Raw genomic sequence first — 19,288 nt, forward strand, 5'->3', positions numbered from 1 at the left:
AGGCGTCATCGTAGCGTTTGGCTTGTGGCACCGGCGTCGCCGCAGTCGTGTGCTTGGGTTCAGCAGTCTTGAGCTTGTTCATGTGCGCTTTCTGTTAGCGCACCGCCCCCAAGGTGTCCATCAAACCGGGTGAGGCCCACACCAATTTGCACCAAACAACAGACGCCACTTTGTTTCCGTCTGGCGAAACACCTTGGGTGCTTCCACTGCTAGATTTGCGGGTAATCGCTGAGGCTACAGAATTTCCTTCTCAGTTGATTCACTATTTCCGACGCAGACTCCGCATAAATCGCATCAAGAAGTTGGAAGCGCACGATGAGTTGGATTGGTTCGGGTGTTACCTATCTGACGGCCTCATTTTTGATCCGTATGAACATGCCGGCCCTGACTCTCTGAGATTGGGATCTTTCACATCCGAATTCGACGACTACTACTTCCACGAAAGAGGTCTCCGAAAAACACCAACCGAGATGCCACGGCAGAAAATGCCCGACTTATTTCGAAAGGTGGTATTAGAAGTCGACGCTTCCAAAATCAACGGTCACTCCGAAGCAGTTTGCATGTTGCTAGATTTTGACGACGCTGGAAAAAATCAGTTCGCTGAAACGCTCGCACGTCAACTTGCGGAGGCTAACAACAGTGGCAGAATAAATAATTTCAGCGCGAAGCTTCCGAACGCCGGATTTGGTGCCACATGCTTTGTCTGCCCGCCGCATCGCGTCCAGGAGGCTTCCTTTGAATTCAGTTCTTTCGTCGAGTTAATGAAATACGATGCAAAAGCTGACAGATGGCTCGGCATATTATGCATTTCTGGTCAGTCGCAGATTGTTGGCTCTTGGTTTTTCCTGAATTCACCGTGGCGTGAGGATGCAGCGCTGGCTGCCGAACTGGCTAAATTGAATCGTAAATCTTCATCGCAGTGGCAAAAGGTGAGTAGTCGCAAATTTGATTGATATGAATACGAAAGATTTTCTCCGTCTCGGCGTGCCGTTGGGAGAAGCCACGCGGCGGGCGACAGATTTTGTTTCCAAGTTCATCCTCGACGACGGCGACAAGTCGCGGTTGGACGAGGAGGTTGCGGCCATTGTGGCGAACCCCGGCGCTTTCCTTGACGACGCGCTGCGGAAGGATTTTGCGAAGGCGTTGTTGAATGCGCCGCCGCCACCCCGCGCCGAGCCGGTGAAATATCATCAGTGGGGCACCGGGCTGGAGCACGAGGCGGTGATTCAGATGGAGAAGGCGTGTCTGTTGCCGGTGTCGGTGGCGGGCGCGTTAATGCCGGATGCGCACGTGGGCTATGGCCTGCCCATCGGCGGTGTGCTGGCCACGGAGAACGCCGTGATTCCTTACGCCGTGGGCGTGGACATCGCCTGCCGCATGAAGATGACGGTGCTGGACATCCCGGTGCGTGATCTGGAGCAGCGGCAGGAGCGGCTTACGCGCGCCATCGAGGCGGAGACGCGCTTCGGCGTGGGCGCGTCGTTCCGCGAGCGTCGTCGGCATGAGGTGCTGGATGCGGATTGGTCGGTCAGTCCGATCACGAAGCTGAACAAGGACAAGGCGTGGTCGCAACTTGGCACGAGCGGCAGCGGGAATCATTTCGTGGAGTTCGGGCTGTTCACGGCGCACGGGGAAATTGTGAGTCCAACTGGACAGGCTGGAAGCACTGTCCCACTACCCGCCGGCACCTATGTAGCGCTGCTCTCGCACAGCGGCAGCCGCGGCACGGGAGCAGCGGTGTGCGATTATTACAGCAAGCTCGCTTTCAGCCAATTTCCCGATTTGCCGAGTGAATTGAAACGGCTCGCGTGGCTGTCGCTGGATTCACAGGAAGGCCAAGAATACTGGGCCGCCATGGAACTGATGGGACGTTACGCGGCGGCGAACCACGCGTGCATCCACCGCCACATCGCGGAACACCTGGGCGCCCAGGTGCTGCTTGATTTGGAGAATCATCACAATTTCGCGTGGCGGGAACGGCATGTCATCGGCGGCGTGGAGCGCGAGGTCATCGTGCATCGCAAGGGCGCGACGCCGGCGGGATCCGGCGTGCTGGGCATCATCCCGGGTTCGATGGCGGCGCCGGGATTCGTGGTCAGCGGCAAGGGCAATCCGGAATCGCTGAACTCGTGCTCGCACGGCGCGGGCCGCGCCATGAGCCGCAAGGCCGCCAACGAGAAGTTCAACTGGAAGGACGTGAACCGCCTGCTCAAGCAGCAGGGCGTGACGCTCATCAGTGCCGGCCTGGACGAAGTGCCGATGGCCTACAAAAACATCCGCGACGTCATGGCGGCGCAGCGGGATTTGGTCACCGTGCTGGGCGAGTTCCTGCCCAAGCTGGTGAAGATGGCGCCCGCCGGCGAGCGCCCGGAGGATTGACCGCCGGCACGCTCCGACGGCAGATGTCAGACAGTCCGCGCGCGCGTTGCGCGTCGGTCTTGATTTTTTGGTCTGGGACAAACCATGCTGGGCGCGCTCCATGCGCCGCCTCGTCCAACCCGATGTTTCCCGCCAGGCCGTCATCGCCGCATGCCTCACGGCGGCGTTGTGCTATCCCCGGTTCGCGTTGTGGACGCAACGGACGCACCCCATCTGGTATCTGGAAGCCGTCACGTTCTGCGGCAGCTTTGTGCTGTGGGCGTTTGTTTTCGCCTGGCACACGGCCTACACGCAGCGGCCGGTGTTCACGTGGCGGATCCGCACCGGGGCGTGGCTGGCCGCCACCGGCGCGGGCGTGCTGGCGGCCTTGATTCTGCACCAGTTTCTCGATCCCGCGCTGCACCGGGCCACGCCGGAAGATTATCCGGCCAGCCTCGCGCAATGGGGGGCGATGACACTGTTCAGCCTCAGCTTGAACCAGCTCTTCCTCGTGTTTGCCCCGTTCGCGTGGCTCATCCGCCTAAGCCGGCGGCAGGCGGTGGCGGTGGCGCTCACGGTGCTGTTCGACGTGAGCCTGCTCCTGTTGAAGTCACATTGGTCTGCGGACCCCTTCCCGCTCACGCTGCTCGCGACGCTGGTGGCGGTGCGGCTGGGGCTGGCCGGGCTGGCGGTCGGCTTTTATCTCCACGGCGGCGTGTGGCTCGCCACCTGGCTGGCGTTGCTGGTGCAGGCGCGCCATCTGCTGGGCCCGTTGGGGCCCTGAGAACGCCCGCCGCTTATGCGCTGAGGTCGAAGAGCGACCGGATGCGCAACGCGCGAACCAGCCCGGCCCGGTCCAATGGATGTTGCGGACGAACCACCACCGTCACGGGCCGGTCCGGCTGGACGTGCAGGAAATTGTCCGAGAATGCAGCATCCACGTCCTCCACATCCAGCCAGGCCCACAACGCGGGATGTTCGGACCGCAACGTGACGTGGTGTTCGGCGCCGGCGGCCTGGACCGTGAAGGAGAGCCTGGGATCGGGCAGCGCGACTTCCTTGGGCCGCACGAGCAGCACGAGGTTTTCCGAAACGACCCGGCCGCCGACTTCGAGGCGCAGCCAGGTCAGGAGGTTCGCCGGGCCGTGGCGCTGCGCCTCGCGGCCGAGTTGCAGCACCTGAACGCGCCGGCTCGTCCGCGCCGGAATGTCCAACGGCAAGGCGTCGCGCAACAGCACCGTCCCCTGCGGATTGGTGACCTCCCAGACCAACTGGCCGCGCGTGTCCGCGAGCTGGTCGCTGGTCACGAAGATTTCAATCGATGCGTCCGCGGGGTGCTCCAGCCCGCTCACGAGCAGCGGCGCGTAGAACCGGCGTGCCAGAAAATGCAGCGCCTTCCAGCGGCCGAAATAATCCACCGACGACCAGCTGACGACCGGCCAGCAATCATTGTATTGCCAGTAAACGCACCCCATCGACTTGGGCATGGATTGCCGCCAGTGTTCCGCGCCCATCTTGATGCCGTAGCCCTGCAAAATCTGGCTGAGCCACACGGTGCTTTCAAAATCCTTGGGCGCCTTGAAGTAGTTCGGGATCATCGCGACAATTTTCTCATTGCCGTCGTTGTTCGAGCGCTGGTGCCATTTCATGACGGGCGACAGCACCGAGGCGCGATCGGCTTCGGTGGTGAACGCACGAATCGTCCGCGGATGCGGGAAGGATTGGAAACCGAACTCGCTCATGAACCCGTCCAGCGTGCGGTAAATCTCAAACTGTTCGCCACCGTGCCAGACCTTCCAAAAATGCACGTCGCCGCAGTCGGGGCTGCCGGAAACGTAATTCGCCTGCGGCGCGAGCGCCTTCACTTCCGCGCCCAGCAATTCCTTGAACAGCTTGTCGTAATCCGCCTGTCCCATGCTCTGGTCCGACCATTTTTCCTTGGTCATGAGGCCGATTTCATTGTTGCCGCACCACACGGCGATGCACGCGTGATGCCGGAGGCGGAGCAGGTTGTCCCGTGCCTCCTGCCGCACGTTGGCCAGGAACGCGTCGTCAAACGCCGGATACGCCGAGCACGCGAACTTGAAGTCCAGCCAGACGCAGACGCCCAGTTCGTCGCACGCGTCAAACAGCGCGTCCTCCTCATAATAGCCACCGCCCCAGAACCGCAGCGAATTCATGTTCACCGCCACCGCGTCGGCCACGTAACGCCGCAGCCGCTCCGGCGTCACACGCGTGGCGAACACATCGGTGGGAATGAAATTCGCGCCCTTGGCGAAAAACGGCACGCCGTTGACGGCGAACCGCAGCGGCAGCGCACCTTCCGGCGGCAACAGCTCGAGCCGGCGCAGTCCGAGGCGCTTGGTCATCCGGCCGAGCACCTGGCCATCCGGATTCAACAGTTCCACGGTGACCTCGTAAAGCGGCTGCCGGCCCATGCCCGCCGGCCACCACAACTGCGGATTCTTGATTTCGAGGGCCACCCGCCCCTGCCCGCCGGGACACGGCATCGTGGCCTTCGCCACCAAGTGTCCCGCGTGTTGCACCGTGACGCGCGCGGACGCGGAAACGGGCCGCACCAGCTCCGCTTCAACCGCCACCTCCAGCCCGACCCGGCCGGGCTGGGAATGATCCTGCAACACGAGAAAACTGTGCAGCCGGCCTTCGTCGTAGCCGAGGATTTCGATGGGCCGCCAGATGCCACACGAAGGCAGCACGGCCCCCCAATCCCAGCCGAAGCTGCACGGTTCCTTGCGCACCCACGCCCGCCCCTTGGGCTCGTGCGAGCCGATCCATTCATACAACGGCCGTTCGGCGTTGCGCCGGGCCATCACCGGATACGGCGAGGCAAAGGTGATTTCGATTTCGTTCGCGCCGTCGGTCAGGAGCAGCTTCACGTCAAATTCCCACCCGCGAAACATGTTGTCGGTCGAACCCAGGACATGTCCGTTGAGTTTGAGCGTTGCCAGCGTATCCAGCCCCTCGCACCGCAGCAGCACACGGTCGCGCTGCCGCACCCCGGCCGGAACCTGGAAGGTGCGGCGATAACGCCAGTCGGACTGCCCGATCCACTGCAACGACGCTTCATTGTCCCGGTAAAACGGATCCGGAATCCGGCCGGCCGCCAGCAAATCCGTGTGCACACAGCCCGGCACGGTGGCCGGCAGCCAGTCGTCTTTGTCCACCGGCGCCACCTCCCACGCGCCATCCAGCGGGAATCGTTCGGCGGCCAGCGCATTGGCCGGGTCGCGTTGAAAGGTCGCGCAGCCCGCGAGTGTGGTGGCGCCGGCGGCCACCGTGGTTAACGCCAGAAAATGGCGGCGGCTCATGCCGGAGCCGCCATCGCCTTGAGCGACAGATGAAGGTGACATGTTGAGAGCAGGGTTCGGCGGGAAGGAATCACGGAACGTCCCATCCCGCAAGACGGAACCGGTTCGGTCCGCGCGCGGGCCAGCCGGAATTTCCTCCAGCGAAACGCCGTCACCTGTGCTAAACTGCGCGCGTTTGATGAACATGGACAACTCCGCCTCTCTTATCCCGGAAAACATTCCGCCCCAGGAACACCTGGCCCGACTTCGCAACGCGCTGCTCGCCCTGCACAAGGCGCTCGTGGATTCGGAGCGGGTCAGCTACGAGAAAACCGTCGCCCCGATTCCGTCGCCAAACCACTTTCTGCAGCTGCTCACGCGGGATCCGTGGTTCGCCTGGCTGCAACCCTTTTCGCAATTGATCGTGGCCATGGATGAAACGCTGGAAGCGAAGGAACCGCCCACCCGCAAGACGGCGGCGGCGTTGATGCAACAAGCGGCGGGACTGCTCGTCGCGGCGGAGAACGGGAACGGCTTTGCCGGCCACTACGACGCCGCGCTCCAACGAGATCCGGACGTGGTGATGGCGCACGCCGCCGTGGCCCAAATCATCAATCCACGCCCCACGCCACCCGCCTCACCGACAACACCGCGGTGAAGCGGCGCCGGGCGGCGGACGAACGAAGCTACTTGGATTGCGCCGACAAACATGCGGCGCAGATCTCCCGCAGAATGCTGGTTTCAACGTGGTCCGCGAGGTAGGTCTCCAGGCCGACCCACCGGCCATCGACGCCGTGGGTCCGGTGACACCATGGGCAATACCGCAAGTGCCCGATGGGCGGCGCGTAAACCGGCAGTGGAGGCGAAGCGGCGGGCAGGCCCAGTTCCAGTTCCGGATGCGGGAGTGACTCCGGCGCCGGGATGTCTTCCGGCTGGGGCTCAAGCGCGTGACGCACTGCCGGCCCCAAATCGTGAATGTCGTGCTTGAAGACGTAGTCGGTTGCCCCGCGATCAAACATGTCCATCACCATTTGCTGGTCATTGGACCCGCTGACAAAGATGAACGGCAGTTCCGGCCGGGATGCCCGCACGATGGCCAGCGCCTTGAAGCCGTCGAACGAGGGCAGTCCGTGGTCAGACAGGATGACGTCGGGCTGTTGCGCCTCCAGGGCGTGACGCAATTCGGGCTCGGACTCGATGCGCGTCAGGCGAAACGCGAGCCGGGCGGACTTCAAGGTGCGCGCAATCAATTCAGCATCGATCTCGCTGTCCTCGATCAGCAGGATTTGTAACGAAGCACTCACAGGCTCGGTGCCTTGCTCCGAGCTAAGCCCCGTTGGCCGGAAAATTCAAGCAGGGGTTATTCACCGGCAGCGCACCAGGACGCGGAGCCGCATCGCCCGGTAACCGCCCGCGTTGCCCGCAAACGTCCAGTCGGAATTGTTCCGCGGCTGATTGCCGATGCCGACGTCGGCATGCGCGCCGTCACGCCAGTGGTTGATGGCGAACAACGTCTGCCGGGCCGCGTGATTGTGCACCTGCATGCAGCCGTAGCCGTCCGCGGGATCCGTCGGCTGGTCGCCGAAATCGAACACGTCGCCCGAGGCGTTCGGGACGTTGGCGCCGTTCTGCTGGGTGTAGTTGTTCGGCCAGAATTCGATGTTCCCGCCGGCCAGGTTCGTGCCGGTCTTGAGGCCGTTGACGTTGGCAAACACGTTGAGGTTTTTGACGGGCTGCTGGAAGTGGGCGCCGGAGCCGAACCCCGGCACGCCGAGCTTGCCCGGGTCGTCAGTGAACGCGTCCATCGAGACATACACATCCTGGGTGTTCCAATTCGCGTCCGTCAGTTCGACGAAATAGGCCACGCGGTCGAAGGGCTGATGGAGGTTCCGGTGATTGTCCACGTCATACCGGATGTTGGCGCCCAATTTCGTCAGATCGAGGTCATAAACGAGCTGGTAATCCCTGGCCTCCGGCACGTGCAGCCCCATCCAGTCGCGCTTGGGCATGTCGCCCGCGCGGAAGGCGCCCGCGGGCAGCCCTTCGGCGTTGATCAAGTTGGGTTCGGCCAGGCCGCTCCAGGCAAAGCGCAGGGCCACCGGATGTTTCACTTCCGGCGCGGAAAGCACCACCGCGTCGCCAGCGATGCGGGCGTCGGCCTTCACAAAGCCGCCTTCATCGGCGTCAATGATTTCAAACCAGTCCAGCGGCTTGCCATCACGGCTTTTCAGGCCGCCGCCCACGTGATTGAACGTAACGCGCAGTTTGTCACCATCGATGGCCATCGACTTGTAGGTCGGACCGGAGAACACGAGATTCTTCTGGCCGTAGGTGCCGGCGAGAGCCAGCAACGCCAGCCGATGACCAACGTCCTGTTTGTTCTGCGGATGAATGTCCGTGAGGTTGCCAATGTCATTGATGACGGCCATGCCGGTGTTGGGAATGGTGTTGGCGGCGACCGTCTGCGCCTCCCACAGTTCGGCCAGTTTTTCGGGATTGTCCCCGTAGTTGAAGGGCGCAATCTGCACGAAGTAGAACGGGAAATCGCCCTCGCCCCACAGTGCGCGCCAGCCGCCCACCAGCGCCCGCATCCGGTCGGCATACCGCATGCCTTCGGATTCATTGGCCTCGCCTTGATACCAGATGGCGCCGCGCAACGCGAAGGGCACCAGCGGATGAATCATGCCGTTGTAAAGGGCCGTGGCCTGCTGCAAATCATGCGGCGCGCGCAGTTCTTCGGGATACGCCGGCACGGCGGGCACCAGCTCCTGGCCCGCCAGCGCGGTGCGCGCCGAATGCAGCCATTGATCAAACTGGTCGAGGGTCTGCCGCAGGCGCTCCTGATGAAGCGGGGTGCTCGGGTCACCGAGCTGGACGCGTTCGTATTCCTCCTTCAGCGCCGGCACCGCGGCGAAGCCTTCCGGCGGCGTCCATGATTCGATGCGCGTCCCGCCCCAGTCGGCTTCGATCAGGCCGACCGTCACGCCGAGCTTCTCGTTGAGTTCGCGGCCGAAAAAGTAGCCGGCGGCCGAAAACCCGTCCCAGCCGCCCGCAGCGACGGATTCCGGTGTGCAAACTTTCCACGTGCCTTCCATGTCACTCTGCGGCTGCGGGGTCCAGCGATTGTTCACCATCAACAGCCGCAGGCCCGGATGATTGGCGGCGGCGATCTCTGCCTTGCCATTGATGCCGCGGCCGAGACCAAATTCCATGTTCGACTGCCCGGAGCACAGCCAGACCTCGCCGATCATGACATCCTCGCAGGTCACCGTGCTCGAACCGCTCACCGTGAGCGTGTAGGGCCCGCCGGCCGGCAGGGCGGGCAGAACGGTTTTCCATTCTCCGCGGGCATTGGCCACCGCGGTCTGGTTCGCGTCCCCGAGTTTGACGGTGACAGTTTCGCCGGGATTGGCCCAACCCCAAATGGTGAGCGGCTTTTGCTGCTGCAACACCATGTGGCTGCCAAAAACGTGCGGCAGGCGCACCTCGGCGCGCGCGGTGGCCGGCACCGCCAGACCGCCCCCCAGCAACAACCCCATCAGCCAACCGGCCACGACGAACGGCGAGCGAAGCATGCGACTTGAATGTTTCATAAGCTTGGAATGTTCCGGCAGCGTAACGGGAACCGGACATGAACACCATGCCCGAATGCAGCGCGATGAAAATGGTCCGTCGCGCACCGGCCTGGATGATTGTCTCCGCACCGCGGGTTTCCTACCTTGTGAACCTTGATTATGAACCTGCCTTCCTCCTTCGGACCGGCGCGCCTTGCGACGCGGCTGGCGCTGCTGCTGGGCGCCTTTGCCATCCTCGGTGCCACCGCCCGCGCGAAAACCCGGGCCTCACGGCCGAACATCGTGCTCATTCTGGCCGACGACCTGGGCTATTCGGACCTGGGCTGCTTCGGCTCGGAAATCTCCACCCCGAACATTGACCGGCTGGCGGCGGGCGGTTTGCAGATGACGCAGTTCTACACGACGCCGCGCTGCTGTCCGACGCGCGCCGCGCTGTTGATCGGCGTGTATCCGCAGCAGGCCGGCATCGGCGGCATGATGGAAGACCGCGGCCTGCCCGGCTACCGCGGCGAACTGAGCCACAACTGCCTGACCATCGCCGAGGAATTGCGCCGCGCGAATTATCACACGTCGATGGTCGGCAAATGGCACGTGTCCCACATCCATTTCGAGGGCAAGACACAACTCAACTTCGAATCCAACGTTCCGTTCTGGGATTATCAGGACGGCTGGCCGCTGCAGCGCGGCTTCCAGGACTACTTCGGCACGATTCACGGCGTGTGCAGCTACTTCGACCCGTTCTCCCTCGTGCGCGGCAACACGCCCATCCGCGCCGAAGGCACGAACTTTTATTACACCGACGTGATCACCGACCACGCCGTGGCTGACATCGAAAAAAACGCCGACGGCGACCAGCCGTTCTTCCTTTACGTGGCCTACACCGCGCCGCACTGGCCGTTGCAGGCGCCGGAGGCCGACATCGAAAAAAACCGCCAACGCTATCTCGTCGGCTGGGACGTCATCCGCACCAACCGTTATCAGCGGCAGATCAAACTGGGGCTGATTGACAAGAGCTGGCCGTTGTCGCCGCGGGATCCGCGCGTGGTGCCTTGGGAAAAAGTGCGCGACAAGGCATGGGAGGCCAATCGCATGGCGACTTACGCCGCGATGGTCGAACACCTGGACGACGGCGTCGGGCGCATCGTCGCGGCGCTGAAGGCGGCGCACATCGACCAAAACACGCTGGTCCTCTTCCTCTCGGACAACGGTGCCTGCGCGGAGATTGTGGAACCGGGCTGGTATGACGTGCCCAGCCGCACACGGGACGGCCAGCCCGTCAAGGTGGGCAACGCCAATCACACGGTCTTCGCGGGCCCGAACGATGTCTGGCAAAGTTATGGCATCCCGTGGGCCAATGTGAGCGACACACCATTCCTGCTCTACAAGCATTTCACGCACGAGGGCGGCATCTCGACACCGTTCATCGCGCGCTGGCCGGCGGTCATCAAGGACCACGGTCGCAAGACCCGTGAGGTCGGCCACGTCACCGACATCATGGCCACGTTGGTGGACGTGGCGGGCGCGCAGCATCCGGACGAAGTGGACGGCCGGCCGATTCTGCCGCTCGAAGGAGAAAGTCTGCTGCCGATTTTTGCGGGCCGGACGCGCCCAAGCCTCCATCCCATTTTCTGGGAGCACGAGGGCAACCGCGCCGTCCGGCAAGGCCCGTGGAAACTGGTCGCCCGGCACAACCAACCCTGGGAATTATACAACGTCGAGACGGACCGCACGGAGCACCACAATCTCGCGGCGCAAGAACCGGAACGCGTCCAGGCCATGGCCGCATTGTATGAGGCGTGGGCCAAACGCTGCCACGTGGTGCCGCCCGAGCAGCTCCCGCGCGAGCGGCCAATTCCCGCCGCCGGCACGTAATGCGGCGCCGCCGCTGCCCGGTTACCCCGCTTCGAGCCCGCCGCTCCGGTTCGGGCGCGGATTGACGCTGGACTCGCTGGACCTCGCGGAGTAGAAGGTCTCCATGGTCGCGGAACCTCATTCCGTTGATGTCCGGGCCGTGCGTCCCACCACCGGTGCCTCGGCGCCGCACCCGCGGCGCAACACACGTGTGAACCGGAGAGCAGACACCGCTTTCACTTTCACCGAAAGCCAAACTGGCTAGGCCGATATGACCATCACTCCCATGCTCGCCCACGGTGGCCCTCTGACGCTGATAGCTTTGGGAGCGTTTGGTGGAGGCGGTGCGTGCATTATTGCAGGAGCAGTTCTTTTTCGTTCAGCTTCTGCCGGGAGTCGAGATCGCCGGACTGGCGTTATTCTTTGTGCAGTTGGTTTTGTGCTGATTACGGCTCTCTTTGTTTTTTGGAAGGCACTATACGATAATTTGAGCTAGCCACCATGAGTTCACACGACAAACGGCCAACGAACCAAGATAGCTTTGGCCGGAGGGGGCAGCGGGGGCGGAGCGCCAAAGCTATCAGCGGTTGAACGAGCCCGGCAAATTTCCCGCAGACTTCCCGCCTCCTTGCCTTTTCCTTTTGCCGACGGTCCGCTCCCCAGTCAACTGTTCAGGTCACCGGCCCGCCACCCCAGCGCGGCTGGATTGGCGCTGGACGGACGGGGCCGGGCGGAGTAGATAGGTCTGCATGGTGGCTGCCGTTCGTCGCTGCGTTGTCTGGGGCGTGTGCCCCACAACCTGTGGCCCGGCACCGCTCGCACGGCGCAACTCACGTGTGCACCGGAAAACAAACACCTCTTCCACTTTCAACCAAAGCCATACCGGCTAGGCGCTTGGCGAAAGGAGCAATACATGCAAAGCATCCTACACTACCTTCTGTTCTTCGCAGCCGTCTTTGCCATCGTGCTGGTGGGCATGTTTATTTATATCAAGTTCGCCCATGGGCGTGTGCTGCCAAGCCCTGACGAGCAGCGCAAGAAGGCCAAGTATATGGAGGGGGCTCCCTCTGGCTTGAACGGTTCTGAAGGTTTGTAGTTTTGCAAGAATTTGTCCGGCCCACATTACGCGCATGAAGATTGTCATGATTTTTTGTGCCCTTCGGGCTTCAAAATGGGTAAAGGCCCACGAGATTTGCCCGCCGACCGGCCGAAATCTTTGGCCGAGTTGCACAAGCGGGGATTGATCACGGAGGAGGAGTTTCAGTCCAAGCGCAAGTCACTGCTTGGTGAGCTTTGAATCGTTTGCAGCCTCTTGAGAAAACCATACTGTTCAGGCCGCTGCGCACACTAATGAAGAACCCACACCAATCATCGGCCAGGACACCCCAAATTGTTCCCAGAGGCTACTGGACATTCTGGTGCTTGTTCTCAGTTCTGGGTGGTGTTGGCGGCATCGTTGTGGCGTTTGTCTCCGAGACGGAGCACAAGGTTGTTTTCGCCACGATTTCCGTCGCATGGAGCCTTGCTTGGGCGGTAGTTTATTGGAGGATCCGACGTGAATCGAACGCGACTTCTTGAGAATCAAAATTCCGGGCGGTTGCGAGGAAGAGAAGCTGCATCCGTGGCTGGTGTTCGTATCACGGTTGTCCGGGGCGTGAGTTCCACGACCGGTGGCCCGGCACCGGTCGCACGGCACGACCCACGTTCGCTCCGGAGAGTAAACAGCGCCTTCACTTTCAACAAAGGTCACTGGCCAGGTCTATGTCCTTGACTCCCGAAGTGCCAATTCCGAACCCGCCCATTTCAGCCGAAGAGCAGGCGGCTGCCGATTTGCTTGGCGAGCAGGACCTCGAAGCAATTGACGCGTGTATTTTGAGTCATTGCACCGATCGATTCTACAAGGTTGCGCGTATCATGGGACAGACACAGGATGAGCTTGCGCACCAATTCCCAAAGTTGTCATACGTCTTTTACACATACCGTCTCAAGCATCTGGTGGATGCCGGCCGTTTGATTGCGGCGGGAGATGTGTTCAAGATGCGATTTAGTGAAGTGCGTCTTGCACACTAATTGAGAAACAAACTCGCCAAGTGGTTTGGTTGTGAGGGAGACGAGTGGTAATCCGCAGGTGACGGCACTTTGGTTGAGGTGCTTGGCCTTCAGTTTTTTCTCCGCCGCGGCGCAAACGTTCGGGTTATAGCTTCCCGGTATTTGATTAGGTGCCACCGGCAAGCGGGCAGTTCCATGCCCGCCGCTCCGGTTCGGGCGCGGATTGACGCTGGACTCGCTGGACCTCGCGGAGTAGAAGGTCTCCATGGTCGCGGAACCTCATTCCGTTGATGTCTGGGACGTGCATCCCACCACCGGCGCCTCGGCGCTACACCGGCGGCGGAACCCACGTTTACTCCGGAGAGCAAGCACCTCTTCCACTTTCAACCAAAGCCATACTGTCTGAGCGAGTCCACTCGCATGAGCACATTATCCATCGCACTGCCTTGCGAGATTACCTACGAGTGGTCACCAGACCTCGTGAAACTGGGAGCGCGCCGGTTCATCCTTCGCCAAGCAGGACGGAGACTGGTGGTTTTCCTCTGCATCATGGCTGTCCTTGTTGCAGCACTCGCTTTCATGGGCGAGGCGTCTTGGTGGCTGCTCGCGATTGTCGCAGTGTTTCCGCCATTCCTTTGGTTGGTTTACCATTTCAGAGTCACGCGGATTCGCCATGAGATGTCGGACCGCCGAGTTATTGTGCGAGTTCAGCCGGGGAGCAGTGCGAAAGGCGGCTGCAACTTGTATCACGGGTGCGTGACCTCATTCCGAACGATGATGCGGTCGAGCAATGGCGCCCACGCGTCGTCATTTTCGAAGCGGATGGCATTGGTTTCTCCGGCCCGGAGCGGAACTTCAACGCTGACCGTGCCGCGGACGTTTTCGCCGTGGGTGTCGGGAAAGTGAAGGGTTACGCTCGCCGCGCCATTCACGCTCATCTTGGCCATGTGATTGCCGGCGGCCGCGTAGTCAATATCGAGCCGGCAGGTGCCGGCGCCGGGCGCGGCGATGCGGTTGAATTGCAGGGTGTTGGTGGCGCCCCGGCCGATTCCTTCCACGGCGGCCACGCCGGAGAATCCGTCAAGTCTGCAGCGGACATGAGCGAGCCCGGAGAAGGTGTTGTAGGCCGATTCGGCTTCGTAAGAGCGCGGGCGGGACCAATCATACGCGCCCTGCACCGACAACATCACGACGCCGTGCGAGGGCACGTTCCTTGCCCTGTAGCCGTCGAGCACCTCGCCGAGGTTCTCGTGTGCCCACAGGTCACTCACGGTTGCGACCCCGGCTTGCAGCCCCAAATCTGTCCACCGCACCGGAATGTCCAGGGCCTGGTCGGTCCGATTGAGAAGGAGAACCGCGATCCGGCCGGAGGTGAAGCTGCCCAGCGGCTTGGCATAGACCTCCCCCGCACCGTCACACGGCACACGGCGGCCGCTGGCGCCAAGAGGATCTTGGTCAACAGTGATCACCTCCCGATTCTTGAGGATTTCCAATTGAGCCTTGTTGATCACCGGAACCGGCCCGGAGGAACCCAGGTAAGGTGGACGGATGTCGCAGCCGAGGATCAGCGGCGCGCCACGAATGGCCCACATGCTGAAATGCGACTTGGCCTCCTCGTTGGAGATGCCGAACAACCCCACGACCATCATGTCGAGATCATTCCAATGACCGGGCGCCTGGGCCCACCAGTAGGGTTCAGCCGTGTCGAATTCACGCAGGATGTCGGCCCACGTGCCATGCCCCAGACGCAACGTGATGTCACCGCCCACACGCCAAAGGTTGGCCATGCGGGGGGCGAAATCGAAAGGGAAGGTTTCGGGCGTGGAAAGACTGATGACGATCGGTCGCCGCGAGGCGTTGTTGGCCAGCGCATGGCAGATGGCCAGGAAGTTGCCCGGCCCATGGTCGTCGACCTTGATATAGTCCCATCCCCATGCCGCATACTGGTTGGCGTCGGACTGTTCGTGGTGAAATGCCCCGTATTGGGCCGGCTGGCAGTAGCCAAGCTCGCCGATGTCGGTGTAGCCGGCCACCTTGAGTCCTTTTGAATGGATATAATCGCAGACGCTCTGGATGCCATTGGGCCACCGTTGGGCATCCTCGATGATCCGGCCCCGCGCATCCCGACCGGGAGTCGTCGAAGCATTCCACCATGCCCCATCAAAGGCGAGGAGGTAAACGTAGCCGCAATCTTTGAGCCCAGTGCTGACCAACGCGTCGGCGATTTGGCGGGCCAGCGCGTCGCTCGAACCGGGGTGGTCGCCGAAGACATTCCAGCCGGACCAACCCATCGGGGGAAGCGGAGCGTTCTGGGCAACGTTCTGGGCCGGCACCGGCCAGGCATCCAGCCCGTTGAAATGCCGGTTCGCATCATGATACGCGGGAATCTTGAATGGGTATCCCTCCGCGGCGCAGGCCGTCCGATTTGCCACGATCCAACCCGCCGCCACCAGCATGAACAGGCTGCGGCCAATTCGGCGCCATCTCGCACGGCCCATCGGGCGGGATGCGCCCCCCGATACTTCAGCCCGACTTTTCAGAGGCCGGCCTTTTGCCGGCGCATTGCGGATCATAAAAAAGGTCCTCACTTTTGACATGTTCAAGCCTCGCGTTTTTTACACCAATTCCAGGAATGCTGTGGCCAAGGGAGATGAGGTTTCCCGTCACTCCGTTCCTGCGCTCTGATGGGAGAGCGAGGGTGGCCGCCAGCTGGGTGAAGGGCTGCGGATACGGCGGCGACATGATTAATTGCATTGCGCCAACGGTCCCTCCCGAGCGCACAGTTGCCGACGGTGAAAGCATCAAATTCACTCAGACAAAAATGCCGCCAGCCCATTCACGGGCTGGCGGCCTGACGGTTCAAAGCGCTCAAGGCGTTCAAAGCACTTCCGTTTGTCCCGGCAGCGGAATCTTGTAGAGGCCGTTGGCGTCGGGCAGTGATTTCGGCAGCGCATCCCACGCGAGCCGGTCCGGGAACAGGTTCACCTTGGAGTTGATGGCCGCGTCCCACTCGATCATCTGGCCGGAGTAGGTCGCCATGCGGCCGAGAATCGCGGTCATCGTGCTCTTGGCGCCATACTCGGCGTTGTTGATGGGTTTGTTGTTGCGGATGCAGTCGAAGAGCACGTCGTGCTCGACCTGTTGCGGATCTTTCTGCCGTTCGCGGTAGGCCCATTCGGCGCCGCCGGCCGGCCGGATGACGTGGCTGCTGATGGTGGCGGTGCCCTTGGTGCCGGTCACGTGTTCGGACACACTGTTCCAGCAGTCCGGAATGTGGCGGCACTGGCTGAAGAGCCGCGAGCCGTCGGCGTATTCGAACTCCACGAAGTGGTGGTCGAAGATTTCGCCGTAGTCCAGCCCCTTGCGAACCTGGCAGCCGCCCTGCCCCTGCGCGCGCACCGGATAGCCGCCCTTGACCCAGTTGATGACGTCGATGTTGTGGATGTGCTGCTCCAGAATGTGGTCGCCGCAGATCCAGGTGAAGTAATACCAGTTGCGCATCTGGTATTCCATTTCGGTGAGCTTGCGGCCCGCCTGCTTTTCCAAATCCGCCCGCCGGTGCAGCCACGGCGTCTGACCGTCCCAATAAGCGCGCGCCGCCACGATGTCGCCGATGGCGCCATCCTGGATGCGCTTGACGGTTTCGAGGTAGCCGGCCTGGTAGCGGCGTTGCAGGCCGACCACGATCTTGAGGTTCTTCGGCTTCGCCGCTTCCGCCGCCGCAAGCACCCGCCGCACGCCGGGCGCGTCCGTTGCCACCGGCTTTTCCATGAAAACGTGTTTGCCTTGATTGACCGCCTCCTCGAACTGCATTGGCCGGAACCCCGGGGGCGTGGCCAGAATCACCACGTCGGCCAGGGCGATGGCCTGCTTGTAGGCGTCGAAGCCGATGAACTGGCGGTCCGCCGGCACATCGACCTTGTCACCATGCCGGTCAGCCAGCCCCTTCAAGCTGCCGCTCAACCGGTCTTCAAACGCATCCGCCATGGCGACCAGTTTGACGGGGCCGTCGGTGCTCAGTGCCTGGCCCGCCGCCGCCGTGCCCCGGCCGCCACAGCCGATCAGGGCAATTTTGAGGGTGTTGTCTTCCGCGGCGAAGGCGGAGCGCTCCACCGACAGCGCGCCCAGAACGGAGGCGCCGGCCAGCGCGGCCGACGTGGTGCGCAAAAATTCCCGGCGGGTGACGTGTGATTCCGTCGTTTCGTTAGGCTTTGGATTCATGATGACTTTCTGGTTTTAAGGATCGCAAACCGCGTTCCGCATGGCTCTTGGGGTCGCCGCCAATACACCCTGCCGCCGCGAATAAAGCAAGCCGCGACACGCGTCCCGCAAGGAGCGGCACCCCAACACACGGATGCGCCATCAGACTCCGGCCGGCGGAGAAAAATTCAGGCGAATTTCACTCCCCGCGATACACGCAGCGCGCCGTGCAGGTCTCGGCCACGACGATTTCCGTCAGCAACGGCAGCTTGGGTCGGAGCCGGCGCCAGATCCAGGCGGCGACGTTTTCGCTGGTGGGATTTTCGAGACCGGGAATCTCGTTCAAATAGTAGTGGTCGAGCCGGGCCCAAATCGGTTTAAACGCGGCGGAAATATCCGCGTAATCCATCACCCAGCCGAGCTGGGGGTCGCATTCGCCGGCGACAACAATTTCCACCTGGAAACTGTGGCCGTGCAGGCGGCGGCACTTGTGCGTCTTCGGCAGGCCGGGCAACAAGTGGGCGGCCTCGAATTGAAACGACTTGCGCAATTCCATCTTCATAAATTCACAGCTCCAAATCCGTCCAAGTCACCAAATCCGCCAACGCGGGCCGGCCGTCGTGATGCCAGGCCAGGGACGGCTCCTGCATCCGGCCCACGGGACAGACGCGCGTCGCGCCCCACCGTGCCAAGGTGGTGGCCACATCGGTCATGGTGTGTTCCGGCACGGCCACGCCGATCGTGGAAACCTGCTCACGCACCGCGTCCGCCGCGTGCAGAGCCTCGCCGAGATTGGCCACCGGCTTCACGTAAACGAAGCGGTTGAGGCAGGACAATTGGAAGCGCGGATCGGCCTCATACACCACTGTCCACGCCGTGGAATCGGGGCTGGCCCACTGGCGCGTCGCCGCCGAATTGGCCGCGCGAATTTCATAAATGCCCCGCCGCGACGCGATGGCGGCCGCGGATTCGGCGGACGTCGCTCCGCGCGGCTCGGTCGTTTCGCGCCCGGCCAGTTCCGCCGCCAGGAGCTCCGCAAAGCGTTCGCCGTCCACTTCGCCGCCTTGCTCGACGTAAATGACGTGCGGCGACAGGCAGCCCAGTTGATTCCACGCGGTCACATCCGCCGCGGCCCGGCCGACCACGCGGCCCAGGTGCAGGCCGGTCAACACGGATGCCGCAACGAACGCAAAGCTGACCCGATGGCCATAACCGAGAAAGCGCCGCCCGGCCGGCAGGCGCTGGCGGATCAGGGCAAGCGTTTCATCGGTGCCGGTGGCCGTGACGCAACTGGCCTCCGCAAACAACCGCTCCTCCAGCGGCAGATTGCCGCCCCGCCATATGGCCAGTTCAAGACAGGCGGCCAGTTTGGGCTCCGTCTCACGCAGCGAATGAGCGAAGAGCCGCGGCAGCAACGCCGTGCCCGAGGCGCATTTGACAAATTGCGCCGAGCGCACCAGCAGGCCCAAAACCATGCTCATGAGCGCCGGGCTCGGCAAATTTCCCGCCGTCACGTGCACCAGCAATTCCGGCCCCGCCGCCCAAGCGGCCCGCCCATGGCGCATTTCGTGGTCGGTCGCACAAAACGCGTCCAGCCGCGAGCCGTGTCCCAGTTCGGTCACCACGAGCGCATTCAGCTTTTCCGTGGTTAGTTCGCCAAAGAACGCGTCCAGGCCGCGCGCCAATGTTTCACGGGAAAAGCCCAGTTCGGCCGGGCCGGCTTCCAGCGCGAGACGACGAAACTGGTTTTCCGGCTTCAGCCAGTCCGCAGCCAGGGCGCTCAGGGCATTGATCACGCTCGCCGTGTTGCGGTGCGCGAGGTATTGCGCGCGATTCTTTTTCAACGTCTGGCACGCCTCGGTGATCATCCCCGGCGTCAGCGCGGCTTCCGGCGGCAGGTCGGCAAGGAAGTAATTGGGCAGATTCACTGTTCGCAACGGTTGATGC

15 protein-coding genes are annotated in these 19,288 nt (G+C 62.4%); 6 read left to right on the forward strand and 9 right to left on the reverse strand.

What is annotated here, in order from left to right; translation table 11 throughout:
* Positions 1 to 113 precede the first annotated feature (113 nt).
* The 3 genes from VFV96_10585 to VFV96_10595 all read left to right on the forward strand — a co-directional run bounded on the left by VFV96_10585 (position 114) and on the right by VFV96_10595 (position 3,142).
* Entirely contained in the window at positions 114 to 953 is an 840-nt protein-coding gene (locus tag VFV96_10585; protein ID HEU5070841.1) for a hypothetical protein, read from the forward strand.
* A 1-nt stretch (position 954) separates the two neighbouring features.
* A complete protein-coding gene (locus VFV96_10590; protein ID HEU5070842.1) occupies positions 955 to 2,379 on the forward strand; it encodes an RtcB family protein in 1,425 nt (474 codons plus the stop codon).
* 100 nt (positions 2,380 to 2,479) lie between these two features.
* A complete protein-coding gene (locus VFV96_10595; protein HEU5070843.1) occupies positions 2,480 to 3,142 on the forward strand; it encodes a hypothetical protein in 663 nt (220 codons plus the stop codon).
* Positions 3,143 to 3,155: 13 nt separating this feature from the next.
* Here the strand turns inward: VFV96_10595 and VFV96_10600 are convergent, their stop codons facing one another.
* The gene (locus VFV96_10600; protein ID HEU5070844.1) at positions 3,156 to 5,729 is read right to left on the reverse strand and encodes a glycoside hydrolase family 2 protein; all 2,574 of its coding nucleotides are present in this window, start codon (positions 5,727 to 5,729) and stop codon (positions 3,156 to 3,158) included.
* 136 nt (positions 5,730 to 5,865) lie between these two features.
* Between VFV96_10600 and VFV96_10605 the strand changes: the two genes are divergently transcribed.
* On the forward strand, positions 5,866 to 6,324 hold the full coding sequence (locus tag VFV96_10605; protein HEU5070845.1) for a hypothetical protein: 459 nt from the start codon (positions 5,866 to 5,868) through the stop codon (positions 6,322 to 6,324).
* A gap of 28 nt (positions 6,325 to 6,352) precedes the next feature.
* Here VFV96_10605 and VFV96_10610 read toward each other — a convergent pair whose 3' ends face one another.
* On the reverse strand, positions 6,353 to 6,970 hold the full coding sequence (locus tag VFV96_10610; GenBank protein HEU5070846.1) for a response regulator: 618 nt from the start codon (positions 6,968 to 6,970) through the stop codon (positions 6,353 to 6,355).
* Between the two features lie 60 nt (positions 6,971 to 7,030).
* Complete coding sequence (locus VFV96_10615; GenBank protein HEU5070847.1) at positions 7,031 to 9,259, reverse strand: sialate O-acetylesterase; 2,229 nt, start codon at positions 9,257 to 9,259, stop codon at positions 7,031 to 7,033.
* 141 nt (positions 9,260 to 9,400) lie between these two features.
* Here VFV96_10615 and VFV96_10620 point away from each other — a divergent pair, with 141 nt between their 5' ends.
* Together VFV96_10620 and VFV96_10625 are read left to right on the forward strand one after the other, a co-directional pair.
* Entirely contained in the window at positions 9,401 to 11,113 is a 1,713-nt protein-coding gene (locus VFV96_10620; GenBank protein ID HEU5070848.1) for an arylsulfatase, read from the forward strand.
* A gap of 892 nt (positions 11,114 to 12,005) precedes the next feature.
* Entirely contained in the window at positions 12,006 to 12,188 is a 183-nt protein-coding gene (locus VFV96_10625; GenBank protein HEU5070849.1) for a hypothetical protein, read from the forward strand.
* Between the two features lie 707 nt (positions 12,189 to 12,895).
* Here the strand turns inward: VFV96_10625 and VFV96_10630 are convergent.
* The 6 genes from VFV96_10630 to VFV96_10655 form a co-directional block, all read right to left on the reverse strand.
* Positions 12,896 to 13,036, reverse strand: coding sequence for a hypothetical protein (locus tag VFV96_10630; protein ID HEU5070850.1), 141 nt, complete (start codon positions 13,034 to 13,036; stop codon positions 12,896 to 12,898).
* A gap of 15 nt (positions 13,037 to 13,051) precedes the next feature.
* Positions 13,052 to 13,408: a hypothetical protein gene (locus tag VFV96_10635; GenBank protein ID HEU5070851.1), complete on the reverse strand. Its 357-nt coding sequence runs from the start codon at positions 13,406 to 13,408 to the stop codon at positions 13,052 to 13,054.
* Positions 13,409 to 13,887: 479 nt separating this feature from the next.
* On the reverse strand, positions 13,888 to 15,714 hold the full coding sequence (locus tag VFV96_10640; GenBank protein ID HEU5070852.1) for a hypothetical protein: 1,827 nt from the start codon (positions 15,712 to 15,714) through the stop codon (positions 13,888 to 13,890).
* A 304-nt stretch (positions 15,715 to 16,018) separates the two neighbouring features.
* Entirely contained in the window at positions 16,019 to 17,362 is a 1,344-nt protein-coding gene (locus tag VFV96_10645; GenBank protein ID HEU5070853.1) for a Gfo/Idh/MocA family oxidoreductase, read from the reverse strand.
* A gap of 178 nt (positions 17,363 to 17,540) precedes the next feature.
* Positions 17,541 to 17,903, reverse strand: coding sequence for a 6-carboxytetrahydropterin synthase QueD (gene queD / locus VFV96_10650; protein ID HEU5070854.1), 363 nt, complete (start codon positions 17,901 to 17,903; stop codon positions 17,541 to 17,543).
* 4 nt (positions 17,904 to 17,907) lie between these two features.
* Complete coding sequence (locus VFV96_10655) at positions 17,908 to 19,269, reverse strand: acyl-CoA reductase (protein HEU5070855.1); 1,362 nt, start codon at positions 19,267 to 19,269, stop codon at positions 17,908 to 17,910.
* Between the last annotated feature and the right edge of the window lie 19 nt (positions 19,270 to 19,288).

Source organism: Verrucomicrobiia bacterium (assembly GCA_035765895.1).
In the GTDB taxonomy this organism is placed as follows: Bacteria; Verrucomicrobiota; Verrucomicrobiia; order Limisphaerales; family DSYF01; genus DSYF01.